This window comes from bacterium (genome assembly GCA_035307765.1).
In the GTDB taxonomy this organism is placed as follows: Bacteria; Sysuimicrobiota; Sysuimicrobiia; order Sysuimicrobiales; family Segetimicrobiaceae; genus Segetimicrobium.
This window is the reverse complement of the sequence record DATGHU010000021.1, coordinates 23,283-34,910: the sequence shown is the minus strand read 5'-3', so window position 1 is coordinate 34,910 and position 11,628 is coordinate 23,283. Positions and strand designations below refer to the sequence as shown.

Annotated in this window: 8 protein-coding genes and 1 pseudogene; 7 read left to right on the top strand and 2 right to left on the bottom strand. The window is 61.9% G+C overall.

The annotated features are described in order from the left end of the window. The first annotated feature begins 1,039 nt into the window (after window positions 1-1,039). Window positions 1,040-2,020, top strand: a complete 981-nt coding sequence (locus tag VKV57_06750; protein HLW59611.1) for an alpha/beta hydrolase-fold protein — start codon at window positions 1,040-1,042, stop codon at window positions 2,018-2,020. A 1,359-nt stretch (window positions 2,021-3,379) separates the two neighbouring features. Here the strand turns inward: VKV57_06750 and VKV57_06745 are convergent. Then, window positions 3,380-4,018: a YceI family protein gene (locus VKV57_06745; GenBank protein ID HLW59610.1), complete on the bottom strand. Its 639-nt coding sequence runs from the start codon at window positions 4,016-4,018 to the stop codon at window positions 3,380-3,382. A gap of 775 nt (window positions 4,019-4,793) precedes the next feature. Between VKV57_06745 and VKV57_06740 the strand changes: the two genes are divergently transcribed. Continuing rightward, window positions 4,794-6,164, top strand: coding sequence for a UbiD family decarboxylase (locus VKV57_06740; GenBank protein ID HLW59609.1), 1,371 nt, complete (start codon window positions 4,794-4,796; stop codon window positions 6,162-6,164). Window positions 6,165-6,432: 268 nt separating this feature from the next. On the opposite strand, the gene VKV57_06735 is transcribed toward VKV57_06740, so the two are convergent. Beyond that, window positions 6,433-6,936 carry a DoxX family protein gene (locus VKV57_06735; GenBank protein HLW59608.1) on the bottom strand — a complete coding sequence of 168 codons (504 nt, stop codon included), beginning with the start codon at window positions 6,934-6,936 and terminating at the stop codon, window positions 6,433-6,435. 418 nt (window positions 6,937-7,354) lie between these two features. On the opposite strand from VKV57_06735, the gene VKV57_06730 reads away from it, so the two are divergent. The 5 genes and pseudogenes from VKV57_06730 to VKV57_06710 all read left to right on the top strand — a co-directional run bounded on the left by VKV57_06730 (window position 7,355) and on the right by VKV57_06710 (window position 11,618). Beyond that, on the top strand, window positions 7,355-8,149 hold the full coding sequence (locus tag VKV57_06730; protein HLW59607.1) for a hypothetical protein: 795 nt from the start codon (window positions 7,355-7,357) through the stop codon (window positions 8,147-8,149). A gap of 37 nt (window positions 8,150-8,186) precedes the next feature. Beyond that, window positions 8,187-8,309, top strand: a complete 123-nt coding sequence (locus VKV57_06725; protein ID HLW59606.1) for a recombinase family protein — start codon at window positions 8,187-8,189, stop codon at window positions 8,307-8,309. A 15-nt stretch (window positions 8,310-8,324) separates the two neighbouring features. Then, a pseudogene (locus tag VKV57_06720) lies at window positions 8,325-9,107 on the top strand (recombinase family protein). Window positions 9,108-9,113: 6 nt separating this feature from the next. Then, a complete protein-coding gene (locus VKV57_06715; GenBank protein ID HLW59605.1) occupies window positions 9,114-9,863 on the top strand; it encodes a zinc ribbon domain-containing protein in 750 nt (249 codons plus the stop codon). Window positions 9,864-10,196: 333 nt separating this feature from the next. After that, window positions 10,197-11,618 (top strand): response regulator, encoded by a 1,422-nt coding sequence (locus VKV57_06710; GenBank protein HLW59604.1) that lies wholly within the window; start codon window positions 10,197-10,199, stop codon window positions 11,616-11,618. Window positions 11,619-11,628: the final 10 nt, after the last annotated feature.

Below are 11,628 nucleotides of genomic sequence, written 5' to 3'. Positions count from 1 at the left end.
AAGACGGCGCGCAGGCGGAGCGCTCGTCCCATGGGCAGCGTGCGTTGGCGCAGGTGTCGGTGAATCTCACGACGTTGCGCCTCCAGGACCGTCAGGGGCGCGGCGGGTCGGCTCATGCATGGAGCATACACCAGCCATCGTTAAGTATCAATACATTTCGGACATTGCACTAGAGTGGAAAATCCTATTTACGATAAAGTGACACGAGAGTTGGGCACGATTATATCATTGGCAATGTTCATGCCCATAATCTTTACCTCATCGGTTTTTCGATCGTTGGATCAAATGGCCTCTGGTGGCTTGCCGATCGTGGCGGGATTCTTAGTGGCTTCGTTTGCAGTCTGCTTTCTACTGATCCACCTGACGACCAATGTGTGGGTCGGCATCGATCAAACGCAGCGAAAAGTCTTTCACATCTACAAATTGTTTGGGGTCCCCGTCTACAGAAGAACGTCTGACCTTTCGCAGTTCGACCGGATCAGTCTACATCGTGCCTTTCGCGGGGGTTATCGAGCGACACTGGTTGGACGTGAGCGAGAAGTGGCTTTGTCCGCTTCCTGGAAACTCGGTTGGGTTCGCCACGCTGCGGAACAGGCATCGACCTCCATTGGACTTAGAATGAGCGATCAACTGTGAGAACTGCATCCACACTGTACACAAATGGCGAACGGATAACCCTCCCAACCGCCAAGGGGCTAGGTAAATCCGAGAAGCGAAGTACCTCGGGAGGGCATAGTCCGCCGCCCCCCGAGGGAGCACCACGGTATTGATCATGTTATTCCGGGTCCGTTCACTGGAGTAACCACTGGCGATCGCGCGGAAATAGCGCCGCTTCCTGGTCATTGGGGATCTCGACCAGTGCGGCAACCCACTGCGCCAAACCGATCGCAAACTCGTCATGCGGAGGCACGCCGCACGTGAATGCGTCCAAACAGCCTGCGAAGATATCGGGGTCAAGACTCCGGGAATCCAGAATACCATACACACAATACACAGACTCGAAGTCCTTCATCGGACCAAACGGGAGGAGGCAAACATCGTGGTCGAGGTTTCACAGATCGATAGCCAGCACCTAGCCGGGAATCTGGTCGGCGACCCCAGCCGACGAGATATCGTCATCTATCTGCCCCCGGGGTACGGTGCTTCACGCCGCCGCTACCCGGTGGCCTATCTCCTCCACGGTTTCGGCCGGCGGGCGACCAGCTGGATCGCCGGCCCGCTCGTGGAGCGCGGCAGCTTTCGGCCATCCATCGAGGACGTCATCGGCGAGGCTATCACAAGGCACGGAGCGGCCGAGATGATCGTGGCGATGCCGGATGGGTGGAGCCGGTGGGGATGCAGCCAGTGGGTGGACTCTCCGGTAAACGGGAACTTCGAGCGGTACGTTACTGAGGACGTCGTAGCCTACGTGGATCGCCGCTATCGAACGATACCGGAACGAGACAGCCGCGGCGTCTTCGGCATCTCGTCCGGAGGGCTCGGTGCGTGGCACCTCGGCTCCCGCAACCCCACCGTTTTCGGGGCGATGCTGCTGCTCTCCGCCGATTCGTATTTTGACTTCACGCACAAACCTTGGCTGTACCGATTCTACAACGCGGTGTATCCAGGGGTGCCGAATGGGCCGATCAACGGGAACCTCGACTCGTGGTTCGCCTACGGGCTGGCTTCGTGTTATACGCCGAACGTCACCAAGCCCCCATTCTACGTCGACTTGCCGATCGAGTTCCCGAGTGGTCAGATCATCAAGGGCTTGTGGGATCGCTGGCTCAGCTATGATCCGATAGTCTCATGGCGGTCCCGAACCGAACAGCTACGCCAGCTGCGCGGCATTCGACTGGACGTCGGGTACCGCGACGAATTTGACCTCCACTACGGTCACCGCATCCTAAGCGCGGCGTTGGCCGCAGCCGGCATTGCGCACGAGGCGGTCGAGCACGACGGGACACACGGAAGCCGCCTGTTCGAGCGCATCCAGTTGTCCCTCGAATGGTTTTCGCGAGCGCTACGCACCGACGGGTAGCGAGGTAGGGCTGAAGCTCATGTCTCAAACGCACTGAGGCATTAAGATCGAACTACCTTTATGTCCTGTTGTAAGACTCCCTCCGGGATTGCGCTTAGATTGCCGGAAGTGGGATCCATATAGACCGCCAATATTTGGCCGGGTGAGCCCGATTCGCCCAGCCGTGCCACAGGACTGAGAATCTTGTTCTCAGTTCAGTGAATGTATCCAACCCACTCCCCGGCACATTCGCCGCCATTCTCACCGGTGTAGTCACCTTCCCATTGCCAAGACACGGTATGGGACCCGGTCCAGTGGATGGTGAAAGCCCCGTTAGATAGACCGCTGTGAATCCGTTCGCCGTGGACTGACAAACCCGAAATGCCCTCATACGGGGCATAATCCCACGTGCCACTCCCCCAGCCATCCACGGTAATGGACACGGCCTGCCCGTCATAAGTATTGCTAATCGCGAGACATGTACCCATCGACTGCGCCCGGGCGGCGAGGGGGACGGCCGCCAAGCACAGCGTAATGGCCAACCACGTCCAAACGATCTTCCTCATCTCCTTGACCTCCGCGTCACCAAACCTCAAACGTGCCCTCCGTCTCACCCCTTCACTTGGGGAGAGTACCCCGCTGGCCGCCCGGCTAGACGCAGTGGCGCTATTCTCCTGGCATTTGACCCCCTCAGGGTCCGCGTGCCACTCGCGGCTTTAGCCCTCCTCCCTCTGACGTCTCAGCCTTGCATACTATCATGGGGGGGACATCGGCTGGGTCGGGCAATTGGCCGAGACCCTCGGGTAGATGGTCGCCAGCGACCTCGGCGGCTACTCGGGGGCGTTCCTTGGAGCGAGAAGCGGCACCCCGATCCTCATGATCCCCGACGGTGGGAGCGGCAACGTGGTACCGGGAGTCCGCGCTAACTGGAAGTGGAGCCGTGATGAAGGCACGGCTATCGGCCGTCCCTCCCCGCGACAACCACGACGAAGCCGACGGAAGTGACGACGATGGCGACAGTCTTTGACCGCCTCGGCTCAGCCGCCGTAACGTACGATGGCTTCTGGTCCGCCTCCCACTTGGAAAAACTCAATTCGGCGACACGTCGGGCAGCGAAATACCTCCACCTCAATCCCCGCCCTATGCTCGAGCGTCGCGTGTGTGAGCGGGACCTCAAAATGTTCCCCCTCCCCCAACCGCTGCAACTCGGCGCCGCACACACACATTTGTCCGCCCTGTGGATACACGCTCATTCGCCTCCCTCCTCTCCGGGGAAGATGAGTGGCTCGGCGACGCTCTCAATCGCCGTCGATGAGGACCACCGTGCTGCCAGGACGGCCCCTTCTGTCTCACACGGCGCGTGCGCCGGAGGCGCGTCTGCTACTGCCCGGGGTGCGCAGTAAATTGGATCTCCAGTTCCACCTTGTTCTGCGCCTGGAGAAAGCCCAGGAGGGACGGCGGATCGAATCCGAAGTCGGTCATCAGAACGCTCGCGGTGGCGTCACCGGACAGCGTCTGTCCGCTGAGCGTGACTGTGCCCGCGAAGAGGACCGGCTTGGTAACGCCATGGACCTCGAGGCTTCCGGCAATCCTGACAGGGATCGCGCGGCCATCCACATAGGCGCCTGGGAGTCCATCGATCGCGGTCGGGGTGAACACCGCGGTCGGATATCGCGATGATTCGAGCCACTGGCTTCGGATCTCCCGGTCGCGCCGGCGGCTGTCCGAAGTGAGCTGACTGATGTCCACACTGATCGGCCCGATCCGGCTCTGCAACGGATGGACCCGATCGATCAGGATCTGGCCCTGGATCCCGTGCGTGGTGCCGACCGCGACCTTGAACTGGTTGTTCCTATTGAAGAACGTTTCGCCGACGTGGTAGAGCGCCTCCGATGCCGACGGATCAATCACGAACCGCTCGACGCCTACTGCGGCCGAAACCGCCGCCGCCGCGTGGACGGGCGCCATCCAGAGCACGCTGCCGAAGGGTATCCAGGCCGCCAGCAACAGCGCCAGCATCGGAGGAATCACGCGGCGTCCAGGCACGCCGTCCCGCCACTGTAACCGCGTCCAGCCCTTCCATTTGCAACCCATGTGTTTCTCCTTTCGCGCTGGGATACGCGGCATCCGCCCGATCACGCGACCCGCGGGTGTCCCGATTGGTCCGAGTACCACCACAGTCATGGTAAACGGTCCCGGTGAAAATCTCGTGAAGAAATTATGAAAAGATCTGCATCCGGAGGCTACCCGGCCACGGCCGGAGCACAAATTATGTGGCCGAGCGTTGACCCGGCCTCCCTCTCGATGACGGAGCGGACGTGACGAGGTCAGCCGGAGGCCCTCATGGGTGGCGTGCAACTTTTGGAGGAGTCTCGTGCCGACTGCAGTGTCTAAAGGACGTCACTCGGCGGCCAACTGCAGACGCTCGAGAAGAAGAGGATGTGATGAGCCGTCGGCGAACACCTGCTTCGTCTTGACTTCAACCACAGATGGAAATTCGGGAGTATGCCCAGGTGTTGGTGCGGGCCGGACTTAGGAGGAGGTCAGGGTCCAGCGGAAGATTGCGGAGCCGCGGGAAATGGGATCGGGCGCTGCTGATACCGCACGCACAAACTGTTCCGGAGCCTCGCGCACTCCTCCCTCCAGGCCACTACGCCGCCGTGCGGACCGCGAACTTCGTCATGAGCGAGTCTCTTAGCGCCGCCAAGTTGCCCTTCGGCCCCGCAGTTCGGGACCTTCACAACCTGAAGTAAGGGGATTTCCAAGAACGATGGGTTCGTCAGACGATCAAAGCATGCGGGCGTATCTCGAGATGGTCGAGTCCGACTATCCCGACGAGATCGTGCGGATCTCCGCGCCGGTACGCCGAGATCTCGACATCACTTCGGCCGTATTCGAGCTCGCGCGCGCCGGCAAAAGCCCGGTGATGATCTTTGAGCACGTGGAGGGCTCGCCGCTGCCCGTCGTCACAAACCTCGCGGGCAATCGCAAGCTGCTCGCCGCGGCCCTGGGAGTGCGGCCCGACGAAGTGGCGACCGCCTATCGCGAGCGCTGTCAGCACTATCAGCCCGTGGAGCTCGTCGACCGCGCGCCGTGGCACGACGCGGTGTGGGAAGGGGAAGACATCGACCTGACGCGGCTCCCCATCCCCCGGCACTTCGCGGTCGACGCGGCACCGTACATCACGGCCGGCCAGATCGTGGCGCGCGATCCCGAGACCGGCGTCGACACGACCGGCTTCCACCGGCTGATGCTGAAGGATAAGAACCGGTTGGGCGTTTCGCTGCATTCCCGGCGGCGCATGTACGAGTTCCACCGCCGCGCAGAGGCCCGCGGCCGGTCTCTTCCCGCTGTAGTCGTCCTCGGCGTCCATCCGCTCCACTACATGGGCTCGATGGCCTACCATTATCCGTCTCAAGTGAGGAAATACGAGATCATCGGCGGACTCTTCGGCGCGCCCTATCGCGTCGCCCGCTGCCGAACGGTGGACCTCGAGGTACCTGTGGGTGCCGAGATCGTGATCGAAGGGGAGATCTTGAACGAGGTGCGCGAACCCGAAGGCCCCTTCGGCGAGTTCACCGGTTATGCGTCCCATCGCAGCACGCAGAACGTCTTCGTGGCGAAGTGCGTGCAGATGCGGCGTGATGCGATGTTTCACAGCATCGCATCCGGAACGGCGGCCGACCACATCCTCGTGGGCTCCATCAGCCGCGAGGCGGAGATCCTAAACGCCCTGCGCCGCAACCTGCCCAATGTAAGGGCCGTCCACGTGCCGACGGCCGGGGTCGGTGCGCTGATGGCGATCATCTCTATGAAAAAGACCGCAGAAGGCCAGCCGCAGCAGGCGATGATGAGCACGTTCGGGACGGAGTATTATATGAAATGGGCGATCGTCGTCGACGACGACGTCGACATCTTCAATCTCTCGGATGTCATCTGGGCGGTCCTGACCCGGACGCGGGCGGAGAAAGGTCTCATCCTAATCCCCGGCGCGATGGGTGCGGTGCTTGACCCCACCTCAGACCCCGGCGATCACACCGTCACCAAGGTCGGCATCGACGCAACCACGCCGATCGGGGAGGATTTCGGGGAACGCTTGACCATCGCAGACGCGCAGCGCACGCGCATCCGCTCCATCCTGGGGCGGGCGGGGATCACACTCTAGGGTTGTACTGTTTCGATCTAGTGTTAACACTGGAGGAGGCGTCCTCCATGAAAAGAGGGTCACCACTCTACCTCCGGAACCTCCAACCGAGACCTCGCAAGCTTCGGAGAGGGGGAGGAGAGCATCGGGAAGATGGGCTGGCGGAGAACAAACGGATCTTCTGTTCAAGGCAGTCCAGATGGTAGTATGCCCGCTCAATCTTTAGTCGGGCACTTGGAAAGGGGCGGCTCATTAGGTCGGGCAGCGGTAGGAGTCACCGGCCGATCGCTTAGTGGGAAGGGTTGTTGGTCGCCGGTCGCACGGCCTTCATCGTCAAGACAGCGAGCCAGCCGAGAACCACGAGCACGGTGACCACACGCGCGGCCGGCCCTGGAAGGGCCGTCCCGAACTGCTGGTCTAGGGAGAACCCACCGGGTCCCGCGATCCCCACCGCCGCCGCGACCGCGAGGTTGATCAAGGGGAGTTCAAAGCCACCCTTGGCCGCCCATACCTTCGGCCAGTGCACCCCCGTGATCGCGACCACCATGGCGGCACTGATCCCGAGCGCGCCCAGTGGGCTCGCGAGACCAAGAGCGAACAGTACGCCTCCGCCGAACTCGGCGAGGCCGGCCAGGAACGCCCAGACGCCTGCGGGCCGAAGGCCCATCGATCCGAGCCAGCCCGCCGTACCCTTCAGCCCGTGCCCTTCAAACCACCCGAAGAGCTTCTGCGTGCCATGGCCGGCAACGAAGAGCCCGATCACGAGCCGAAGGATCAAGAGCGAGATGTCCATGATGATGCCCCCCTTGAATCGCTTACTGTACTTGGCACGACCATTTGCCAGGCTTCTCCCCCACCCATAAGAATCCAAAGCGTGTTTTCCTGGACTCAGTTTCTAGTAATGTACACTCAAGGCAGGCGGGAGCTCTACAGCCCCCCCTACGCCCGCCCCGCTTTCGCCCGTTTCCAGCGCATCATGACCGCGTGCCTTGCGATCTCCGCACGTCGCTCGGGCGGGATCTTCACCATCCGAGCTTTCGCCGCCTTACGTGCCATCGCGACTGCGTGGGGGTCCTTCCGGCGTCGTCTCATGAGCGTATTATACTACACACCGGTGAGCGTGTTCGCCTGTATACTCTTCGGTGAGTATGGTATACTCGTCTTGCGCGACTAGAAAATTGACTTGGAGTGATAGTATGTGGCGACCCAGCATGGCTTACGACCATAGTGATTTGCCCGCTCCCGACCGGGAGGCGCTCGAAGACTTTATGAATGTGGTCATCCAAGCTGCGCAGACTCAGCTGAAGTCTCATGGGTTGAGTAGGACAAGACTGCAGTGGGAGCATCCCCATCATCGCTACGTATGGTATGGACCGATGGTGGTGGTAATTGTCGGCGATCCTGCATCGGGAGATACCGCCAGCCTGAGATACAAAGATGCCAGGAATCAATCGGACGTCGACCCCCAGATCGTCATGAGGGAGGTGCAGCGCGAATTCGGCTTCCAGAATCCTTTTTTGATTGCGTTTCCTCGAACAGCAGTCAACGCGACCGGGAAGATCAGAAGGGATGCCGTCGAGGCAGTTGCTCAGCGATTGACACGGGACATCATCATGCTGCACGAGCTCTCATCAAAGTTGGGCATCACCGAGGCCGTCACTTATCTCACCAACGCCAGGCGACGTTTCGAAGAGGGTACTGCCGAAGCGATGGGCGACGTCAAAACCAATTGCAGGAACGCCATCGAGAGCCTGATCCGCACCATCACAGGGACAACGAATTTTGCTAAAGGGAAACAGGCGTTGGTGAAGCAGGGGATATTCAATCAGCACGAGGCAGCGTTCGTCGATGCGTTAGCATCACTTCTTGAAGCCTTCTTCAACGTGACTTCCCGCCCAGGGAGCCATCCACCCCTGCCCTCGCGTGAAGACGCGAGTTTTGTGCTCCAAGTAACTGAAGCGACGGTACAATATGTTGCGCAACGGGCGCTGGCCGCGAAGAGGTGACGAACCGCCATGGAGCATACAAAAGGGGGGGCGGAGAATGAGGGCGGCGATCTACGCAAGGTACTCCAGCGAGAACCAGCGGGCGTCGTCGATCGAGGACCAGATCCGCCTGTGCAAGGCTGAGGCCGAGCGGCGCGGCTGGACGGTCGTGTCGACCTAGAAGGACGAGGCGCTCAGCGGCGCCCTCGGTGAGGACCAGCGGGTGGGGTTTCGGGAGATGATGGCCGCGGCGTCGCGCCGGGAGTTCGACGTGCTCGTGGTCGACGATAGCTCGCGCCTCAGCCGCGATAGCGCGGACGCCACGGTCACGCTGCGCATGCTCGACTTCCTCGGCGTCAAGTTCGTCGCGCGCGCCGACGGCATCGACACCGTGGCCAACGGCAAGAGCTCCCGCCTGCTGTACGGGATCAAGTCGGCCATGAACGAGGAATTCCTCCGCGACCTCGGCGAGAAGACCTGGCGCGGCCTCGAGGGGCGCGTGCGGGCCGGCTACAGCGCGGGCGGATTACCCTACGGCTACCGGTCGGAGGCTGTACTGGACGGCCGCGGCCAGGTCGTGGGGCACAAGCGCGTGATCCACGAGCCGGAGGCCGAGGTCGTGAGGAGAATTTTCCGGCTCTATGTCGGCGACGAGGGCGGGCACCCCCACTCCGCCCGCGAGATCGCGCATGCGCTAAATCTGGACGGGATCCCGCCCGCCGGCGCCCGCCGGCAGGGCAAGACGACCCGCCAGTGCGCGACGTGTGGCTTCACCGCGATCACCGCGCACCGGAGCCTGTGCAAGGGGATCCTGCACAACCCCCTCTACGTCGGCAAGCACGTCTGGAACAAGACGCGCTGGCTCCGGCACCCCGTGACCAAGCGCGAGACCTACCAGCTCCGCCGGCCGGACGAGTGGGTCGAGATCGATGCCCCCGAGCTGCGCATCGTCCCGCAGGACCTCTGGGACCGCGCCCGCGCGCGCATGGCCGCGTGCCGCATCGGCGGGAAACCGATGGCCCCGGCGCAGCACCGCTATCTCCTCAGCGGGTTCGTGAAGTGCGCGACCTGCGGCTGGAACTACATCATCACGACGCGGCACAGCTACCGCTGCGGCACGTTCAAGAGCCGCGGGCCCGTCGGGTGCTCGAACTCGCTCGCCGTCTCCCGCCGGCGGTTGGAGGCGACCGTGCTCGGGGCGCTGCGCACCCGCCTCTACACCGAGGAGCGAATTCGTGCGATCACCGACCGGGTGCGCGAGGCCCTCGTGGAGCGCGCCCGCCGGCACGCCCTGGAGACGCGGAGCGAGAACCGGACCAAGGAGCGGCGCCGGATCGAGCGGGAGATCGAGCACGTGAAGCAGGCGGTGCGCCTTGGGAAAGCGACCTCGACCCTGCTCGAGATGCTGGAGGATGCCGAGCGCCGCCTCGCGACCCTCTCGGCCGCCGACGGCGGGAACAGTAGCGGGGTGCCCGAGCGTCTCGCGCGCGTGCTTGACCAGCTGCCGGAGCTGGTGGCAGAGCGCTTCACGGATCTCGACGCCCTGCTCGCCGATCATCAGATCGAGCGGGGCAAGCAGATCCTGAGCGCGCTCGACACCAAGGTCACGCTGCACCCCTGCGGGGATCACCTCGAGGTCGAGATCACGGGGAAACTAGAAGGGATCTTTCCCCTACTCGGGTCGATCGCAGGTCAAAAACGTTGGCTGGGGGAGCCCGATTCCTCCACTTGTTGACCTGGGAGAATCGCTCACGGTGCGCGTGCCGCTGACGGTTTAGCCCCTTCTGACGTCGGCTGAGGGGGCTCGGCTCGCGCCGGGGAAGGCTCGCTGAGGTCTGAGGAGATCTTATCGCGGGTACTCATATGAGTTACCAACGGGGTTAGTCAAGGAGCACGTCTAGAAACGAGGCTCCTGAACATCCCAGGCCCATGGGCTACATGCCCGGGGGAACATGGCTGGGGGACGAGGTGGGAGGTGCTGCCACCTTCGGCGGCACGACCGACCACAGGTAGACCAGTCGAAACATTTTTCACTGGTCCTCGGAAACTCGTGGGAGGTGACCTCGCCTTGGAGCGACAGTATTCAAGTACATCGCCCGAACCGTCTGTCGATCAGAAACCATATACTGTATTGGTCGCTGAAGACCACCCCAATGGTCTGAAAATCGTCCGGGTGGCGTTGGAGAAGGCCGGGTACGCCGTGCTTCAAGCTCGGGACGGACGCTCCGCTCTCAAGCAGATGGCACATCACCCCGACCTCGTCATTCTAGATCTGGCCCTTCCGGACATCGACGGATTTGAGGTTATTCAGAAGCTTCGAACCCTCCCAGGCGGCGCAGAGATGCCAGTCATCGCCTATTCGGGGGTCATGACAAGGCTCGAAGAGGCGCGGAGCATCGAGGTCGGGTTCACCGATTACCTTTTCAAACCGATCGTGCCAGCGCTCCTCCTCGAGACCATCGAAACCTACCTGCCGACGAAGGACAGCCACGAACGGGTTGGAGTGGGGCAACGACTCCTTGTCGTAGATCAGGATCCGATCATCCTCAACCTGATCAAAGGCCGGTTGGTGCGCGCGGGGTTCGCCGTTGCACACTGCTCGGATGTGACCCAAGCGCTCGCCTACGCCCGTGAGTCTCCGCCCGATCTGATCCTGGCCGACATCTTGCTGCAGCAGATGGACGGCTTTCAATTCTGTCTGACGATACGAAAGGATCCTGTGCTCGCCGCTGTCCCGGTGGTGCTCTTCTCCTTAGCGTTAGGCGACGACACCGACCGTCAATTCGCGCGTGAAGTGGGAGCCAGTGAGTTGGTGGTGATGTCACCAGGGTACGAGTCGATTATTAATGCCGTGACCGCCGCCCTGAGCATGACACCACCGCCAGCGACCGCCCTCACGTCCGAACTGAGAGAGAGCTACGCGCAACGGCTTGGACAGCAACTCAATCGGCAAGTGAATCTCAATGCGAACATCCGGGAACGATTGATGCGGCGAGAAGCTGAGATGGCCGTTCTTTCGGCTTTCTTGGGTGGGCTCAAGCAAGGCTCCGTGGATGAGATCCTGGATGAGATACTTGACCGGATCCTGCATACGGTGGGTGTGTCCAAGGGGATCATTTACTTGCTCGGGTCTGATGGGGCCCTTCTGCCCCGAGCGCACTGTGGGTTTCCGTATTCGGCCGAGCAGGCCATAGGCGACTTCTTCGGCCACGCTGAGGTGCTCCATCGCTTGATCCAAGAGCAAACGCCCGCTCTGATTTTCTCCTTCACCATGCCAGAGGAGGTCATACGTCCCAGCGAGCGGTCGGACCAGACGGCGCTTATCGCCCCAATTCTCAACGACACCGCGTGCCTCGGCGCACTCGCCATGACGTCCGGCACGAGGGTGTTCACGGATGAGATGCTGCCTTTTGCGAGGACCGTCGGAGCCCGACTCGGGCAAACCCTGGGGATGATCAAGGCGCTGGCCGCATCGATCAGAAGCTCATGAACCACCAGCA

What these genes read in the sequence shown, in the direction of transcription:
- VKV57_06745 (HLW59610.1), bottom strand. Translation starts at nt 4,018, where the DNA reads ATGCTGGCGCTGTTGCTGGCGGCCTGGATACCCTTCGGCAGCGTGCTC.
- VKV57_06740 (HLW59609.1), top strand. Translation starts at nt 4,794, where the DNA reads ATGCGGGCGTATCTCGAGATGGTCGAGTCCGACTATCCCGACGAGATC.
- VKV57_06735 (HLW59608.1), bottom strand. Translation starts at nt 6,936, where the DNA reads ATGGACATCTCGCTCTTGATCCTTCGGCTCGTGATCGGGCTCTTCGTT.
- VKV57_06730 (HLW59607.1), top strand. Translation starts at nt 7,355, where the DNA reads ATGGCTTACGACCATAGTGATTTGCCCGCTCCCGACCGGGAGGCGCTC.
- VKV57_06725 (HLW59606.1), top strand. Translation starts at nt 8,187, where the DNA reads ATGAGGGCGGCGATCTACGCAAGGTACTCCAGCGAGAACCAGCGGGCG.
- VKV57_06715 (HLW59605.1), top strand. Translation starts at nt 9,114, where the DNA reads ATGGCCGCGTGCCGCATCGGCGGGAAACCGATGGCCCCGGCGCAGCAC.